This window comes from Jeotgalibaca dankookensis, from assembly GCF_002005405.1.
Classification (GTDB): Bacteria; Bacillota; Bacilli; order Lactobacillales; family Aerococcaceae; genus Jeotgalibaca; species Jeotgalibaca dankookensis.
Genome location: NZ_CP019728.1, coordinates 240160 through 258837, shown reverse-complemented (window position 1 = coordinate 258837; position 18678 = coordinate 240160). Strand labels below are relative to the sequence as shown.

Here is an 18678-nt window from a genome sequence, read left to right as displayed (position 1 = left end):
AATGATGAGTTTAATAAAAATGTAAAGAAAAAAACTGAACCGTAAGATTCAGTTTTTTTTCTTTATTGATGTGCATTCGCAAACGCGACTACTTCTTTACGAATTTTATCATCTGTTTTAGACTCCAGTGATTTCAAGAAATCTAAGATTTGATTGATATCATACTTATTATTTTTTCCAATAAATATTTTTTCAAAAACTTGTTTTTTTGCTAATTGTCCATCCACTAGTAACTCTTCATAAAGCTTTTCACCAGGACGAATTCCTGTTTCAATAATAGGTATTTCGCTTTCCCTAAACCCAGATAATTTAACCATTTTTTTGGCAAGATCATAAATTTTGACCGGTTCACCCATATCTAAAATAAAGGTTTCCCCACCTCGTGCTAGTACACCGGCTTGAATAACCAATCGACTCGCTTCCGGAATGGTCATAAAATAGCGGATCATCCGAAAATCTGTGATAGTAACCGGGCCTCCTCGTTCAATCTGTTCACGAAAAACTGGAATGACACTCCCACGGCTTCCAAGAACGTTTCCAAAACGAACGACTGCAAACTTTGTATGGCCTTCTTCATTTAAAGCCGTTACAATCATTTCCGCCATTCGCTTTGTTGAACCCATAACATTTGTTGGTCGAACGGCCTTATCAGTTGAAATCATTACAAAGCTTTTTACATTTGCTGCCTTGGTTGCTTCAGCAATATTCTTGGTTCCGTAGACATTATTCTTAATGGATTCTGTGGGATTATACTCCATAAGAGGAACATGTTTATGAGCGGCCGCGTGATAAACTTGGTCAGGTTTGAACTTAGCCATGACCTTAAAAATGCGGTCACGATCTTGGACATCTGCAATAATCGGCACAATTTCTATTGAACGTCCATATAAGTTTTTTAATTCTTTATCTATTAAGTAAATAGAGTTTTCTCCATGTCCTAATAAAATAAGCTTTTTAGGATCAAACTTAGCAACTTGGCGGCAAATTTCCGATCCAATTGAACCACCAGCGCCAGATACGAGCACAACCTTACCTTCAAGATGATCTGATATCATGCTTCTGTCTAATTTAACTTCCGCACGCCCTAATAAATCAACCACATCGATTTCTCGGAAACGATTGACACTTAATTTTCCCTTTAAAACATCTTCGATACTTGGCATTTGGTTAACCTTGACATCACTAGTAGAACAATATTCTAAAATACGTTCTAAATCTTCTGGTTTAGCAGAAGGAATTGCAATGGTCACTTGATCAATTTGGTACTTCTTAATAAGTGCTGGAATATCTTCTTCCTTACCCAATATGGGAATATTATAAAGAAGTGAACCTTGTTTACCCGGATCCCCATCCACGATCCCAATAATTTTAACTTCACCAGGTCGTTTGATTAAGTTACTGATGAAAAGATTTCCACCATCACCTGCTCCAACGATTAAGGTTCTAATTTTTTCTTCCTTAGAAGATTCTACAAAAAATTGACCGCTTTTATATTCATGATAGAAGCGCCATAAGACGCGCGAACCGGGAATTAATAACAGACTAAATACATACATTAAAAAGATATAGCGATAACTGAGCGATTGCATAAAGACTAAGGTTACAAATCCAGAAACCGCAAAAGAGACCGTTATAAAAATAAATGTTCGGGTAATTTCATAAACACTCGTATAGCGACTAATATGATTAAATAAGTGATGACGCAACCCAAAAGCGAGATAAATCAAGATCGAAATTCCAATCATGAGGTAATAAAACTGGTCTTCAGGTCGAACATATTCCTTAACAATATAATGTGCTAAAAAGGCTGAGAACAATATAAACGTGGAATCAAGGAGCATGAGAATGACTGCCTTTTGTTTACGAGATAGTTCCATTTAATGACCTCCTTTTTAATTAAAATAAACCAAAAAATTTCTTTTTCTTCTTTATTTCGCTTGGATTCGGCGGTGAAAATAAATCACCATTAATAATATTTTTTGCATTTTCTTTAAATTGGTCCACTTTACCCTGACCGAATTCTATGGCCATTTTTTCAAAAGCTTCTTCCATATGGAAGGCTCTTCCACGTGTATTATGAGCGTCTGATGCTAAGACATGAACCAAATTAGCTTCAATTAACTGACTGGATAGCTTGGCAATCTCTTTTCCGAATACCCCCACATAGGAACTGGCGGTTACTTGGGCGAGCGCGCCTTTTTCGATAAGGTTCTTTAAAATTTCCGGTTCTTCTATAATCGCTTGGTTACGCTCTGGATGAACAATAACCGGTATAATCTGAGCTTGCATTAACTGGAAAAACAGTGGTTCTGTATAGTGTGGAATCGACATAGTAGGAAATTCAATTAAAAGATATGTATTCCCTTCATCAGTAAATAATATACTGTCCTTGTTAATATCTTCGATTAGTTCTCCATATAACCGAACCTCTTGTCCCGGATAAACCGTCAAGTTAATTTTATGATCATCCAGTTCTTTCTGTAGCTTTTGAACTAAATTCACAATATCTTTCTTATTATTTTCAAACTTGCCATTTTTATGATGCGGAGTCGCCAGTATATGAGTAATCCCTTCCGCAACGGCCAATTCAGCCATTGCTAAGGAATCCTCCATCGAACGTGCGCCGTCATCAATTCCAGGTAGAATATGACAGTGAATATCAATCATTCTTTTCACTCCTCGTCCGTATAGCCATAGCCATAATAAGAATAAGAGCGATCAGATTTTTTCTCTGCTCCATTGAAGACAACACCTAAGACATTGGCCTGAACCATATCGAGTAATTCTTTGGCATGTTTCACATCTTCCGTGTGTGCAATGTTCCTTCTGACGACAAACACAACGCCATCTGTCTTTGTTGCCATAATTTGCGCATCCGTCACAGAAACAACGGGTGGCATATCGAATAAGACCAAATCATAAGTCTTTTCTAATTCTTCAATCAATTCATTCATGCGATTAGAATTCAATAATTCAGAAGGGTTCGGAGGTACTGGACCACTGGCGATAATATCTAAGTCGGCCTCTTCGACACGTTGGACCACGTCTTCAATCTTCGTACTTCTTGAAGAAATCAAAGTACTTAGGCCTACCGTATTTTGTAATTTAAAGGTTTTAAAAACAGTTGGTTTACGCATGTCAGCATCAACCAACAATACTTTTTTTCCTTGATCAGCAAATACCGAAGCAATATTAGCAGCGACCGTCGATTTGCCCTCAAAAGGACCTGATGATGTAAAAATGATTGTTTTTAATTCCTTATCAATCATCGAAAACTGAATATTGGTTCGAATCGTTCGAAACTGCTCCGCAACGACTGAGTTAGGTTTTGTAACTGTTACTAGCGATGTTCCTTGTTTTTGTTCTTGATCCATCTTTTGGATTTTTTTCTTTTGTTTTCTTCCAAACATGATTGTCACCCCTAGACCCTTCTACGCAGCTGCGATTTATTATCCATATTCACTCTGACTTGTTTCATCATGCGGGTATCTTTTAATTCTTCATGAGACATTTCCAGAACAGAACCTAAATTTGTCCAGCCCATATCCTCAATGAGCTTGCTGTCTTTGACACGTTTGTCCAGAAATCCACTTAGGAATGCCGTACCGACACCTATCATTAACCCTAGAATTAAACCGATTGCTAGGTTCATAGGAATATTAGGCGAAACCGGATTCACACTGGGAATGGCTTGAGACAGAATCGTCACAGACTCTACTTCTAGGATATCGCCAATTTTTTCTTGGAAAGTCTCTGCGATCGCATTTGCCAATTCCGATGCCACATAAGGATCAGCATCTGATATCGTCACTCCAAAAACCAAGGAGGCGCTGTCTGTTTGAATACTTAACTTGTTACTCAATTCTTGGGTTGTTAGTACTGAGTTTATTTTTCCTATAACTTCTTCTAATATAATTGGTTCCTTTATGATACTTTGATAAGTATTGATCAAATTTAAGTTTGTCTGAATATCTGTATTAGTAATAGCTTGACCAGTTTGTTGGGTTTGGTTCACAACAATTTTGGATGTCGATTGATATTGTGGTACAACAAAAAAGAATGTATAAATTCCTAATGTAATTAAACCTATTAAAGACCAGATTATAATTTTTCCTATATGCCGCTTTAATGTATCGAACAGTTCACTTAATGATAGCTCTTCTTTCATAATTTCCTCCTACAATTTTTTAATACTTAGACGTATGGCAAGTAGTGTCTCTCTGTTGTGTTCCTTACTACTCAATTACAGTCAAAAATGACGAATAATTATCTCTAGGTGATTTAGCCACTTTAACTAATTCAGGATATGTTCCAACTGCTACAAAAGCTATAAAATCTTCCGATTCGTTTATATTTAATAATTCACGTATTTTTTTTTCTTTCTCTAAAGAAAAGCTTGTATTTAGCGTACAAGTCGCAATATTAGCACTTTCTAATGCATATAGTAAACTCATTGTATAAAGCCCACCATCAATATACGTCTGATTCCTTTCTGTTCCACCAGTCATATACTGCTTATCAGATGTAATTAGTAAAAGTTTTTTTAAGTTATCTCCATTCCCTGTTAAGCCCCCTTGTTGTTTAAGTACTTTCTTTATTAGTTTAGTTGATTTAATTAAATATACTTTCCATGATTGTCGATTGCATACTGAAGGGGATTTAGCGGCGACATTAATTGCCTCATATATTTTATTGTCATCCACTTCTTTAATACCAAAATCTCTAACGCTGTGCCTATTAAATGCTAATTCACTAAATCTTAGCTCCTTGAAATTAGGAAGAGTGGCTTTATCTATTATCATATAACCCCCACTATTTTCATTCTCTTTCAGGAGATAGTCTTGATATTTTTTTAAATAAGACTCTATTTCTCTAACATCATATCCATAGGTACGATGTAACTCTACATAGGAATTTATAACGCTAATAGCATTTTGGAATCGAAAATCTTTAACCTCAAAACCTTCCATGACATATTTATCCATGGCCCAAAAAAGTTCTTTAAATGCTTTTTCTCCAAATCCTAATCTTAAATTGGCATTACTTAGTCCTTTCTCAATTGAATGATAGTGGAATGTTATCTTAGCCCTAAGGTTTTCCATACTTAAATGATCATTAACATTATATGTATATTTAAGAAGTCTCCTTTTATCGTACTTATATAACTCTGTGATGCTTCTTCTGACTCTCCATTTTATTATTGAATCAGTTATTATCTTTGGTAGTACTTTTTTAACGATTGATCTCACAATTAAATCCTCTTTTCATTAATGTTGTAACTAATAGTTTTTTACTTACAAAAAAATTTTCGACTTCATTTTTTTAACGTAATTTTTTTATGAATATAATTAAGCGGACTACTTATTAGCTCTCTTTCATAATCATTCATTCCAATAAACCACATAGAAACGCTAAATATTATTGCATATATCATAATGAAAAAAACAAACATATAAGCATTGTTAATATTAATAAATATATTAATTAGTACTCCTACAACCAATGATATAGTTAGTGCTGGTATTAACTTTAATATTTGTTTCCAAAAAAACTTCATATTAAGTCCGAGTTTAACGTGAGTATACCAATTCATAATCAAACCATTACCTAGTATAAGTGATAAGCCTGTTCCAAATGCAGCTCCTATACCTCCATACTCTTTTGATAGTGGTATGGTTAATGCCAAATTTCCTATAGCCATGAAAAAGTATACCCATGATCTAAATTGATGCATATTTTTTGCTCGTTGGATTTCGATACCTATATTTTGAATTAAAGGTATGGTAACAGGAATAATGAGTAATAATGCTATTGGGTACGACCCTTTATAATCGTTACCTGCCCACATACTAATAAATGGTTGGCCAAAAAACACTAGCCCACTGGCAATCAATGATAGTATAATAAATTGAATTCTGCCAATTCGAGTAAAAAGTTGTAATAATTCATCATCATTAGAGTTGACCACTAGCCTGTGTACTCTTGGAATAAACACACTGGACACAGCTGTGGCAATTGATAAATAGTAAGTATTTAATTGTGCTGCAAGACCATACAAGGCAACGGAAGCAGTACCATGAAATCGTCCTAAAACAAATTTGTCTACGTTCCAATTTATTTGATCAATTAATAAGTTTATAAAAATAAAAGAAGAAAAAACTGTCATTTCTCTCATTAATTTATAATCAAATTTTTTGAAAGAAAATTTCATATTCAATTTCTTTAAACAATAGGCTATATTAATTGTTTCAATAACAATGTTTAACAATGTTGTTGCCAGGACCATTCCTACTGACCCATATCCTAATAATAAAAGAGGTAATACTACAAACGGATTGGCTATAGTTTTTACCATTTGAACAAGCTTATGGAATATAAATTTCTCGTTTGCAGTTATATGCGATGTAAAAACTATACTTGGAAATGAAACCCCTAAATTAATTACTAAAATAATCATCAACGTTCTTGCCCTTGACAATTCAATATTGGTTAGTTCTGATCCAAATATAGTCTCAGTATTCAACGCCAGTAGTATCCCAGCAATAACAGCTACTAAACCTAGCAGCGAAAAAATAATTAAGAACATTCCGTTTAAATTTGCAATTTTTTCATGGTTTTCTTTAGTTTTATATCTCGAAAAGTAGCGCATATATGCACTGCCAAATCCGAAATTTAAAACGCCTAGATAAGCAACTACTGAAGACACTAAATTATATAGCCCAAATTCACTTTGTCCCAGCAATCGTAACATTATTGGTGTATATACAATTGAAACTAGATAACCTAGTCCCATTGAAATATAAGATAAAGTTGCACCTACTTTTAATTGATTAACATTTCTTTTTTCTTCCAATTTTTCCACCTTAACTAACCTTTATAAAATTAAAAACAATTCTACAACCATTAATATATTTTGATACCAATATAATTTAATGTCTTTAAGATTATTTATTACTTTTTTTATAGGTTACATCTTATTTGCTAACAGTTAATTTAGTATTTCCTTTTTTGAATTTTTAAAATAAAACAAAGTAATCGAAGAGAAAAGCAAATATATTAAAAGATAAGTATGTTCTGTTAATGGGTTTCCAAAAAAACCATATATAAGCCAAAAAGTTTGTATATACAGAGAGGAGCTGAGTACATAAGTAGCTTTTTTGTCATCCTTTTTCAGTGATTCTTTAACCATTTTGTAAGCTACCCGATAATTTATTGCAAACAAAAAAAGTACTATTAAAGTAATAAACATACCCACTTCAGCTAACATTTGAATATAAATATTATGCATTTGCTGCAATTCAAACACACCATAGTTATTAGCATAAAAAACTGGTACACTATCCATTCCATGTCCAAATATTGGGCTTAATAAAAACATTCTTAATCCAAGTTTATAAATCCAATCTCTACCTGAAGAATCAATGCCTGCTTCTGTAAGTCCAAATCTAGCAACAGTATCTTGAATAGTTGGGATAAATGGGCTTATCATGAATAATATTGATACTAACCCTACAGTCCCAACTAGTATTTTAACCAGAACACTTATTTTATTACTTTCAGCCCTATAATACAAATAGGTTAAAACTAAAACACTACCCACATTTGCAAGGATAAATGACCGCTTTAATGTCATCGATAAAGCTAACAAGTAGAGCACGAAAAACAATTTTGTAACTAGCTTCGAATCTATTTTAGAATATAGACGACTAAATAGAAGCGCTATTCCCACTGAAATCAAAAATGCATTGGGGGCAGTTTGATTAGTAAAACCCGTATGTGCTCCCATCCTAATAAGTCCATCCATGACAATTTGATTTTCGGAGGTAAAAAACGGGAAAATAATTTCTCTATATAGTTCAGGGAATATAAAAGAAAGATAGGTTCCAAAAACAATGATTATTGACCCAAAAAGCAAAGCTTTTAAAAAAGCATCATGCCAAACATTTACTCTAGATAAAATGACATAGATTGACAAAAAAACAACTACAAATAAACTATATCTAAATGTTCTAGTGAAATCATAACTGAAAATTAATGACAATAATGCATAGATAGAAAAACTAACAGGAATAAATATTTCATTACCAAATTTTATTCTTTTTAAAACAACCAAAAGGAATAGTATATTTAGTAAAAGAACAAAAAATAATAAGTAGGAGAATTGTATATTATCTATAGCAAATACATAGATATTAATAGCTAAAACTATTCCAATTATTGAGAAGAAGTAATCTGATTTTTTTCCCAAATAATCACCTCCATTTTGAATATAATCTTATATAAAACTGCTTTTTATGTAACTTTTACTTTTTAATTTCGACGTTCAATGCTTCCTTTAGAAAGGTTAATGATTTTGAACGTTCTGTTTCCAATAGACTGGAAATATTGGAATAATCTGTGTTGAATACCTCACTGTTAGTTTTAATATTTTCAATTTTTCGAGAGTCTAAATCAAATTTATTAAGTAATGTATTAATCCTTGAATACATTGAAAGCGAACTTCCTTGCCTTTCATAAACTATGAAAGGTTTTTCCATTAATATTGCAAATACACACCCATGAAAAGAATCTGTACAGAAAATATCACAAGAATTAATATAATCAATAAATTCACTAGGACCTGTCTTATAGGTTTCTATTTCCCCTACGTCCCCTAAGTTAATAACCTCTAAATTATTTTCATTCGCAATTCTATTTATTCTTTTTTGATATTTAGTAGGTACTCCTCCTAAAAAGTATGTCAACAGATAGTTTTTTTGGGGTTTATTATCTGCTTCTTTAGAAAGTGACAACCATCTTTCTTTTGTTAGCAATAAGGTAGGATCTACTAGCACAGGAGCTTTTTTTCCTACCAAGTCATTAATAATTTTTGCTCCATCGTCTTCTCTTACGGATAACTTACTGAAACCAGAAAGCCATTTTTTATAATTTTCTTTGTAATCTAGTGATATTTCCGAAACTCCAAAACTGGGAGCATAAGCAATCCTTTTATTTTCTTCTGTAAACAACAAAAAATAAAGTGAAGAGACTTCTCGAAAATTAGGGTTCCATACTTGATCGCTACCAACTACGAAGTAATCATATTTATCTGATAAGTCATTTGGAATATTTCCATCTGATATTGAATAATTTGTTTCTTTAATATATTCTTTGGTAAAATATTTGAATGTCTTAGTTCTTATTGCCGCTGATTTCATGACTTCTTTCTTATTAATCTTATTTATAACTAGCTTTTTAACATATTTAGGACCTTTTTTTATTGAATTATATATCTTGGATGGATATGTCACTTGTTCCTCTCTATTTTTTGTAGTACTAATTATAGTTTCTACTTCAAAACCTAAAGACTTTATAACTTCTTGTAGTGCATAATTTTGTAATCTATTTCCATAATTAAAATACCCGTTTAAAGTTAGTATAGCAACTTTCCTCATAATTTCCTCCTATTTATTAATTATTTTAAACATAAGTTTATAATGCATATATAGATATATAGCCCAATCTCTTTGTACAGCAAATAAAATTAATTTCTTTTTCATTGAATAACTACTTGTGTTTATTTCACTAATTATTTTTTTTAACTTTTCATCAGCACTCATTTTTTTTATTGTTTTTATCTTCTGCAGGTATTTATTACGGTTATCATTATTTACTTCATTTGCAATTGCTGTTAAAAACATTTCCACATATCTTATATTTAACCTATTTATATATAGTTCATAAAGTTTATAATCCATCAAAATATTAATTATTACATTAAAAACGTTTTTTTGCATTTCAAGCATGTTATTTCTATACTTTCTAATTGCAGAGTTATCATTTGTCATATAGTGATAGTATATGCCTCTTTCAATAACTACTTTTTCTGAATTTAAAAAAACCTTTATACAAAATATTAAATCTTCCATTAGAGGTATATCTTCGGGGAACCTATAATAGTCGGAATTGATAAATTCTCTATTAATTAAAAGTCTACATGCACTACCCATTATTGTTTGGGAATTACTATCTAAATTCGATGGGCCTATCATATTTGGAATTATTTCCTTCTGTACATCGCATTTAACTAGCGTTTCTTTTTTTATGGGTAAAATTACTGGTATTACTTTTTCATTATTTTCTTTTACATAATTACAAATACATAGATCCGAACTAGATATCTTTATTTTTTTGTACATTTTTTCGTACATATCAGGTTCAACCCAATCATCCGGATCAACAAAACCTACAAATTCTCCCAAAGCTAAATCTATTCCTATATTTCTAGCTGATGAAACTCCACCATTAAGTTTATCAATAACTCTAATTCTAGAATCTTTTTTTTCATAATACTTACAAATTGATATACTATTATCTGTAGACCCATCGTTAACTAATATAATTTCTATTTCTTTTAAAGTTTGTTTTAATAAGCTTTCAATACTTCTTTGCAAGTGTTTTTCGACATTATAAATAGGTACTACTACCGTTACTTTTACCATTAAGAAACTCCCTGTACATAATAATTACTACGAACATTAATATATTTATTATTAAAATAGATGATGTGATGATTCGTATAAAACCTAATTTTTTTAAAAGTACATTATAACTTTCTAAACTTTAACTTCTTCCTGATGTTTGAATTTAAAATAAAATTAAATAATTTCGGATGTATCTGAAATAGTATAATTTTCATAATAAGTTGTTTATCATGAAAATTATTACTTCTCATCATTTTCAGAACTTTTTTATTCAAACCGGGATATTTTCTTTCTATTTCATTATTTAATTGACTAGTATTTTTGTTATCCATATTTTGAAGACAAGAACTATAGTTTACTAGGTAACTTTCAATTAATTTATCATTACCAAAATTATGCGATAAGCTACTGTATTCCTCTCCTTGTGCTAATAAATATTTTGAAATACTTTCCATTGCATGAACTGCATCAAATTTATTAACATTATATGAATTTGAAATTGAATTTTTTCTACTAACATAATAAGATAATGTTTTATTTATAAATAAAACATTATCAGATTTTGCTAGTACCTTAATTGAAAACTCTTGATCTTCTCCACTTTTGCATCCTACAGTATAACTAATTCCATGTTTTTTTAAAAGTTCCTTACTATACACAGCACTGCCTACTGCAATGCTTAATGACTTTTCTAGTGCTATCTTTTCTATTACTTCAATACCTTTTATGACAATAGTTTCATCTGCATAACGTTTGAAATAGTTTAAGGTTTCAACCCCATCACTGTTAACTTTACTGTAACCCCAACATATAACATCTAGTTTTTCATCGGTTTTATCAACATGTGTTTTAATAGTCTGCACTAAATCCTTACTCACATAATCATCACCATCTAAGAAAAAAATATACTCTCCTTTCGATTTTGATATACCAACGTTTCTGGCCTGGCTTACTCCGCAATTTTTTTGAGTTAATACAGAGAAATTACAAAAAGAACAGTCCTTTAAAACACTTAAAGCAACATTATAAGTATTATCCGTCGAACCATCATCTATAACTATAATTTCAAAATCATTATTAGTTTGATTTACCAATGAAATTAAAGTTTCTGTGATTTGACTTTCTAAGTTATATGCAGGAATGATAATACTAATCAACATAAACTATACAACCTTTCATTTCTATAATTATCTCGCACTTTGGTATGCATATAATTACACCCAGAATAGCCCAATAAACCCAACTATAATTTTATATTTTCAAAAAAATATTTAAAAACCATTTTTTTATAGTTCTTCATATATTTTAATTAAACTTTTTTTATATTGTTCCTCATCATTTATTTTTTCAAATTTTTCTTTAGCATTTTTCGACATTTTATCATTTAGATCTTTTTGTGTAATAAGGTTAATAATTGACTGTACCAAAGTATCATCATCATCAGATAGAAAACCTGTTTGATTATTAATTATTAATTCTTTCATTCCATCTGTAGGTGTGGATACTATAGGTACACCTAAAGACATTGCTTCAAGTCCTGCTATCGGTGTCCCTTCAAATCTTGAACAGAACAGCATACATTTAGACTGCATAATAGCCTTATAAGGATAAGATAGTCCTCCCGTAAAGGTCACCCTTTCTAAGACCCCTTCCTTTTTAAATATATTTATCATTTCTTCCTTAAACTCACCTTCACCAATTATTCCAAACCGGACATCTTTTCTTTTTTCTAATACTTTTGAAGCAACTTTAGCAACTCTTTGAGGGTTTTTTTGATTTGATAGTCTACCTAAAAATATAAAATCAAAGTTATATTCATTCGTATCTTTAACAATTAATTTTCCAACCCTATTTGTATGGATAATATTTTGCAATATAGTACTTTTATTCACTATAAATCTTTTATAAGCAAAGTCATTTACGGATCCTTCAGATACTGCTACAATTTTTTTCACCCTAAGTGATGATAGCAGAAATAAGCTAGCTTTTAGCGTTTTCTTCTTCATATTGTCTTGGTTCACATGTAGATGGGAAACAATGGGTAACTTTTTTGTTGCTACTGTTGAAACAAGTGTAGCTTTAACATCATGCGCATGAATTATATCTGGCTTAATTCTACTAATAACTCTTTTCAACTCGCTTACGGTTAATTTATTTAACGGTATATAATTTACTCCACGATCTTTTAGTGCTTTTTTAACCTCACCTTGCAAAGAGCAATAATACATTTCATATTCGCCGTCAAACATCATACAAATATCAGCAGCAACATTTTCTGCGCCGGATAATTTTGCAGTGTTGAGAACATGTAAGATTTTCTTCATTAAATTAACATCCTTTTTTAAGCATTCTCATACTTCAATACACTATTATTTTAGTGTTTACAAAATTAAAAAAACATTAACTCAGCTATATATTTTTTCTGTAAAAGATAGAATATTAACAATTGAAAATTTTTTTATTTTTTCTAAGTTGAAACAACTAAACTTTTTTTTTAATTCATTACTACTAGTTAACTCATTAATATACTTTGCCCAGGCATCTGCATCTCCGGATCTAATTAAAAAACCTCCTTTTTTATTTTCAATAAGATCAGAATTGCCTCTAATATTTGTACATATAACCGGTAATCCGGATGCCATAGACTCCATCAATGCCACAGATAACCCTTCTCTAATTGATGGAAAGACAAATACATCTGAAGCCTTGCATATTTCAGGTATATCTTTCCTTAAGCCTGTTAAATGTATTTGTCTTTCTATACCTAATTTTTCACTTAAATTTATTAAATAATCATTCAGTGGTCCTTCCCCACAAATTATGTAATGTATTTTTTCATTATGTAATTTTGCTATGGCTTCAATTACGATTTCATGATTTTTATTTTTATTTAGCTCTCCTATTGATAGTAAAACCTGAGAATCAACTGGTACACCCAATTCTTTTTTTTTGGTTTCTTTATCAACTACTATATGTTCAAATCTCTCCATATTTAACCCAACACCAGCAATATACTCTGTCTTTTTTGCATTAAATTTATTCTTAGCTGTCTTATAATCTTCTTTATTTATTGTGATTAATGTATCTGTATACCTAGATAAAGCTTTCTCAATTGGATAGTAAATCATCCAACTTTTAATTGGAGCCCCTTTATAAAAATGAAATCCATGAGCTGTGTAAAATACTCTTGTTTGTTTGATATTTTTACATGCTACTCTTACAATTGCAGATGCTATTGGAGTATGTGTATGAATAATATCATATTGTTCTCCTGTCACTATTTTTTTAAGCTCTTTATACGCCTTGTAATTGCCTCTATCGAATGGGCTTCTACTAAAACTTAAATCATATATTTTACATCCATATTCTAATAATAACGGATCAATTTCTCTTTGAATATTACAAGCAACATCTACAGTATGCCCTTTTTCTATTAACATTTTGATATGGGGTATTAAAAATGTATTAATCGTATTTGAAATTGTAGATACATATAAAATTTTCATATCTACACCTACTTCTTTATAATTTTCACTTCATTATATTTCATCATGTACATATCTTGTTCATACTGGCCTATAATTTCCTTATTCTTCTTGCTTTTCAGATTATCAATAATCAATTTTGGTATATTTACCCCACACTCGTATCCATGTGGATATCCCCCTCCAAAGCGAGGATTTACTTCAGATATATAGTATTCATCCCCTACGTTGAAAATATCAATGTCTATTATTCCCTTGAAACCTGCTACTTTAACAAAACTCTTAATTAACTCAAATAGTTTTTCATCTTTGATGGATACTGACTTATCTGTTTCTCCGGCTCTCATTTTAATTTTTTCTTTAGTAAAAATCGCAACCGGCTCATTAGTTATCATATCAATATAGGTATCTGCACCTATCTCAATTCCATCCATAAATTCTTGTATCATTAAATTATCAAATTGTTGGAAAAGAAGTTCAACTTCTTCTTTGGCTGTTACTTTACTAATATTATTACTAGCGCTACCCCTGACTGGCTTTATAAAAACAGGATATTCAATAATTCCAGATTCAACATCTCTGTAAAATACTTCTTTGTCTATGTAACTTCGTACCGTTTTAACATTATTTTTATTCAAAAATTCATAGAAGCGGTATTTATCAAAACACATTTCTACTACATCATAATTAGAAACAATAGGTATTGTTCCAATTGCTAGAAAAGCATCTCTATTTTTGGATAATAAGCTCAATTCAGGATCAATTAAAGATAATATTCCCTTAATGTTATTCTCTTTACAAATACTTAAAATAATATCTAAATATCCTTCGTCACTCATCTTTGGGACAATAAAGTATTTATCTGCATCATAAAGTGCTGGTGCTAGTTTACTAGAATCAGTAGCCATGACCTGTCCTGTATCACCTAGCTCATTTTTAAAATATTGGACAATTTTATTTCTTGTTCCACAACTAAGTATCAAGATGTTCAGTGGTTCAATCATTTTTCTCTACCTCCAAATTATCAAAAAACAGCGGCGTTCCACCAGTATGAATAAATAAAACATTTTTTTGAGTTATTTGATTTTTTTCTATATATTTTTTCATTCCAAAAAAGCCTTTCCCTGTATAGATAGGATCTAGAGGGATACCATCTGTGAATAATACTTCTTCGATTACTGCCATTACTTCGTAATTATAAGAACCATATCCACCTAATACATACTCATCTATGAAATTTACGGCCTCCAGACCCACAGCTTTTTCCCCTAGCAATTTCAAGTACGAATTAACACTTTCTAACACAACTTTGCTACCATATGGGTTTTTCCTCGCATTACTGATCCCTACTATTTTACTTCGGTTTCCATTTAATAAACTGCCACATATTAGGCCAGCCTGCGTTGTTCCTGTTCCTGATGTGTGAAATATATAATCAAACTTGATATTATTTTCCAATTCAAAAGAAAAAACTTCTTCATATGCTTCTACATAGGCTTTTGTGCCAACATTTCCATGACCGCCACCATGAATAAAATATGGTTTATGACCATCATCCTTAAGCTTTCTTAAAGTGTTTTCTATCGTCTCTTTAACATAAGTTAAGTCACAATTAATAATTTCCGCTCCAAAATAACTAATCATTCTACTATTATACGTAATCTTATTTGTATCATTTGGTGTAATAATAGTGCAATTTATTCCTCTAGAAGCAGCCATATTAGCAATTATTCTGCAATGGTTTGAGGAATCACTTCCATATGTTACAATATAGTTACACTCCTGTTCTTCTATTTCCTTTAAAAAATGAATTGCTTTTCTTACTTTATTCCCACCAAACGAAAATGGTATCAAATCATCCCTCTTAATAAATAGTTCATTACCATTACATTGAGTTCGCATTTTTTGAATAGGTGTTGGACTAATTTCTTTAATCATTATTATTCTCCTGTTTGAAGTGTTCTTCCATGAGCAAACCATATATGAATCTATCTATTTTAACGCCTTCTACAATTAAATCTTCTTTTAATACACCTTCTTTCGAAAAACCAATTGATTCGAATAATTTTTGAGCTAAATTATTTTCTACCTCTGTGTACAAATAAATTTTGTTTAACTTAATTTCTCTATAGCCGATTTCAATTAATAGCTCTGATGCTTTTTTAGCAATCCCTTTGCCTTTGTGTTTAGTATTACCTATCATAATATAATATTCTGCTTTTTTATTTTGATAATCAATATTTAGTAAACCTATTAATCCAATAGGTACCTCGCTGTATGTAATAGTGTAGTCTCTTCTATTGCTTTGATTTTTAGTGGAATTAAACCATAAAAGTGTTTTATCCTCCTCAAGAGGTAAATGGTAATGCAAGTACTTGTTATTCTCACTATCGTTGACCCATTTTACCTTGTATGGAATATCTTCCTTCCTGAATCTTCTAATCCTAACCATATTATCTCCTACTCATTTAAATAAATTTATTTATATATTTTTCGAATCAGTATATATACTCTCTCTTACTAATATTTTCATTATTGTCTTAAAAAGTATTTTCATATCCAACCAGATATTAAATGTATCTACATATTCAATATCTAAAGGAATTCTTTCAGCCCAAGAAACTGAATTTCTCACTGTTACTTGAGCCAAACCAGTTATACCCGGTTTCATAGAAAATCTTCTTCTTTGAAAATCTGTATAGTCATCATAACTGTGCGGATGATGTGGAACGGGCGGTCTTGGTCCTACTAAACTCATCTCACCTCTGATTACATTAAACAACTGAGGTAGTTCATCTAAACTTGTCGCTCTTAAGTATTTTCCAACAATCGTTATACGATCGTCAGCCTCGTTCTTTACAAACAGACCGTTACCTATTTTTTCAGCGTTTAAAACCATAGTTCTAAATTTTAAAATTTTAAAAATCTTCCCATCTTTTCCAAGCCTATCTTGTTTAAACAAGATAGGCCCATTAGACGTAAATTTTATTAATAGTGCAATTATAAACAGTATGGGTGAAATAATAATTAGCCCAAAAAGACCTCCAAACAAATCAATAAATCTTTTTAAAATAAAATTCCATTTTTTCATAAAATAACCACCCTGTTTATTTCCATAATGATTTAATAACTGTACAAACTTTTTCAAGTTCTTCATCCGTTATTTTTGTGTCAGAAGGCAGGCAAATTCCGTTTTCGAATAGGTCCTCACTAACGTTTCCACCTATATAATCATATTCTGCGAAGAATGGTTGGAGGTGCATTGGTTTCCAAACTGGTCGTGATTCAATGTTCTCAGCTTCTAAAGCTTCCATCACATCAATGGGTCTGACACTTCCTCTTAAAGTCATCACACTTAACCAAAAGTTAGGGGTGTTCCAATCATTGACAGGCATAAACTCGACCCCCTCTAAATCACTGAGCTCTCGTTTATAATAATCACAAATATATTTTTTCTTGGCGACTCTTTGGTCCAGTACTTTCAGTTGTCCTCTACCAATCCCGGCTGAAACATTACTCAAGCGATAATTAAAGCCTAATTCACTATGTTGGTAGTGACGAGCAGCATCTCTTGATTGGGTGGACCAGAAACGAACCTTTTGAATGCGTTCCTCATCATCAGATACGAGCATTCCACCACCTGAAGTGGTAATGATTTTGTTTCCATTAAATGAGAATATCCCATAATTTCCGAAGGTCCCGGTGTGTTGCCCTTTATAGTAAGTACCTAACGATTCCGCTGCATCTTCAATGACTGCAACGTCATATTTATCACAGATAGCCATAATTTTATCCATATCTGCGGAAAAGCCATACAAATGTACGACGAGAACTGCTTTTACTTTATCGCCATATTTTTCAAGAGCTTCTTCTAAGGCTTTTGGATCCATATTCCATGTTTCATAATCACTATCTATAAAAACAGGCGTTGCATTCTGATAGATAATTGGATTTGCCGTCGCTGAAAACGTTAAAGTCTGACAAAGGACTATATCTCCTTGGCCAACATTCAAAGCTTTTAGGGCAAGATGAATAGCACTCGTTCCTGAAACCAATGCTGCAGCATATTTCGAATTTACTTTATTTGCTAGTTCTTTTTCGAATTCATTAACATTTGTTCCAAGTGGTGCAATCCAATTGCTATCAAACGCTTCTTTTACATATTCTTTCTCAAATCCTTCATCACTCATATGGGGTGAGGAAAGCCATATTTTTTTATTTTTAATCATATAGCATTCACCTTTCTTTATACAAAAATAACTTTTTATATATTATTAAACATAAATAACAATCTAGACGTAATTTATTCACAAACCAATTACTATAATACCATTAAATAAATAACTAATGTAATAATAAAATGATATTTTACTTAATTCTTACTAATAAAAGACGCTTTTAGTCATATTGTTATTTATTTGCTTAGTATATTAGCATGTGCCAAACAAATGTTTAACGCATACCAGTTAGCATCTTCTAGGTACTATCTAAATAATTATATGAATTACATCCTAACCACTTTTTACATTTTCAAAAAAACGATTACTTCCTGATATGCTCCCTTTATCGTAGACAGAGAAGAAATAAAAAATCTGAATACGTTAAGAGTAATTTATAGCGTTGGTATAAAACATTTAAAATATCTCGTACTCCTACTGGGGGCTACTGACCCTCCCCAACCAGAGATAATGTCTAAGTCAGTAACTGTGTTAGACATATAGTACTCAGAC

Annotated in this window: 17 protein-coding genes; all 17 read right to left on the bottom strand. The window is 31.3% G+C overall.

Annotated elements, in window-relative coordinates; genetic code table 11:
- Window positions 1-62: 62 nt before the first annotated feature.
- Window positions 63-1877 (bottom strand): polysaccharide biosynthesis protein, encoded by a 1815-nt coding sequence (locus tag BW727_RS01230; protein WP_062468062.1) that lies wholly within the window; start codon window positions 1875-1877, stop codon window positions 63-65.
- A 19-nt stretch (window positions 1878-1896) separates the two neighbouring features.
- Window positions 1897-2667 (bottom strand): tyrosine-protein phosphatase, encoded by a 771-nt coding sequence (locus BW727_RS01225; RefSeq protein ID WP_062468060.1) that lies wholly within the window; start codon window positions 2665-2667, stop codon window positions 1897-1899.
- A gap of 5 nt (window positions 2668-2672) precedes the next feature.
- On the bottom strand, window positions 2673-3410 hold the full coding sequence (locus BW727_RS01220; RefSeq protein ID WP_077795685.1) for a CpsD/CapB family tyrosine-protein kinase: 738 nt from the start codon (window positions 3408-3410) through the stop codon (window positions 2673-2675).
- A gap of 11 nt (window positions 3411-3421) precedes the next feature.
- The gene (locus tag BW727_RS01215) at window positions 3422-4168 is read right to left on the bottom strand and encodes a YveK family protein (protein ID WP_062468059.1); all 747 of its coding nucleotides are present in this window, start codon (window positions 4166-4168) and stop codon (window positions 3422-3424) included.
- Window positions 4169-4235: 67 nt separating this feature from the next.
- Window positions 4236-5249: a nitroreductase family protein gene (locus BW727_RS01210; RefSeq protein WP_062468057.1), complete on the bottom strand. Its 1014-nt coding sequence runs from the start codon at window positions 5247-5249 to the stop codon at window positions 4236-4238.
- Between the two features lie 65 nt (window positions 5250-5314).
- Window positions 5315-6853 (bottom strand): lipopolysaccharide biosynthesis protein, encoded by a 1539-nt coding sequence (locus tag BW727_RS01205; RefSeq protein ID WP_227807207.1) that lies wholly within the window; start codon window positions 6851-6853, stop codon window positions 5315-5317.
- A 135-nt stretch (window positions 6854-6988) separates the two neighbouring features.
- Window positions 6989-8248 (bottom strand): O-antigen ligase family protein, encoded by a 1260-nt coding sequence (locus tag BW727_RS01200; RefSeq protein ID WP_062468055.1) that lies wholly within the window; start codon window positions 8246-8248, stop codon window positions 6989-6991.
- A gap of 55 nt (window positions 8249-8303) precedes the next feature.
- Complete coding sequence (locus BW727_RS01195; RefSeq protein ID WP_062468053.1) at window positions 8304-9434, bottom strand: polysaccharide pyruvyl transferase family protein; 1131 nt, start codon at window positions 9432-9434, stop codon at window positions 8304-8306.
- Between the two features lie 9 nt (window positions 9435-9443).
- Window positions 9444-10481, bottom strand: coding sequence for a glycosyltransferase (locus BW727_RS01190; protein ID WP_062468051.1), 1038 nt, complete (start codon window positions 10479-10481; stop codon window positions 9444-9446).
- Between the two features lie 104 nt (window positions 10482-10585).
- Window positions 10586-11623, bottom strand: a complete 1038-nt coding sequence (locus tag BW727_RS01185; protein ID WP_062468048.1) for a glycosyltransferase family 2 protein — start codon at window positions 11621-11623, stop codon at window positions 10586-10588.
- A gap of 126 nt (window positions 11624-11749) precedes the next feature.
- The gene (locus BW727_RS01180; protein WP_062468046.1) at window positions 11750-12787 is read right to left on the bottom strand and encodes a glycosyltransferase; all 1038 of its coding nucleotides are present in this window, start codon (window positions 12785-12787) and stop codon (window positions 11750-11752) included.
- Window positions 12788-12868: 81 nt separating this feature from the next.
- Window positions 12869-13969, bottom strand: coding sequence for a glycosyltransferase family 4 protein (locus BW727_RS01175; RefSeq protein ID WP_062468044.1), 1101 nt, complete (start codon window positions 13967-13969; stop codon window positions 12869-12871).
- A gap of 8 nt (window positions 13970-13977) precedes the next feature.
- Window positions 13978-14952 (bottom strand): ATP-grasp domain-containing protein, encoded by a 975-nt coding sequence (locus tag BW727_RS01170; protein ID WP_062468041.1) that lies wholly within the window; start codon window positions 14950-14952, stop codon window positions 13978-13980.
- Entirely contained in the window at window positions 14945-15886 is a 942-nt protein-coding gene (locus BW727_RS01165) for a 1-aminocyclopropane-1-carboxylate deaminase/D-cysteine desulfhydrase (protein ID WP_062468039.1), read from the bottom strand. Before BW727_RS01165 ends, BW727_RS01170 begins: the two co-directional genes overlap by 8 nt.
- Entirely contained in the window at window positions 15879-16400 is a 522-nt protein-coding gene (locus BW727_RS01160; RefSeq protein WP_062468037.1) for a GNAT family N-acetyltransferase, read from the bottom strand. Before BW727_RS01160 ends, BW727_RS01165 begins: the two co-directional genes overlap by 8 nt.
- Window positions 16401-16430: 30 nt before the next feature.
- Window positions 16431-17039 (bottom strand): sugar transferase, encoded by a 609-nt coding sequence (locus tag BW727_RS01155; protein ID WP_062468179.1) that lies wholly within the window; start codon window positions 17037-17039, stop codon window positions 16431-16433.
- Between the two features lie 16 nt (window positions 17040-17055).
- Window positions 17056-18174 carry a DegT/DnrJ/EryC1/StrS family aminotransferase gene (locus BW727_RS01150; protein ID WP_269466550.1) on the bottom strand — a complete coding sequence of 373 codons (1119 nt, stop codon included), beginning with the start codon at window positions 18172-18174 and terminating at the stop codon, window positions 17056-17058.
- Window positions 18175-18678 lie beyond the last annotated feature (504 nt).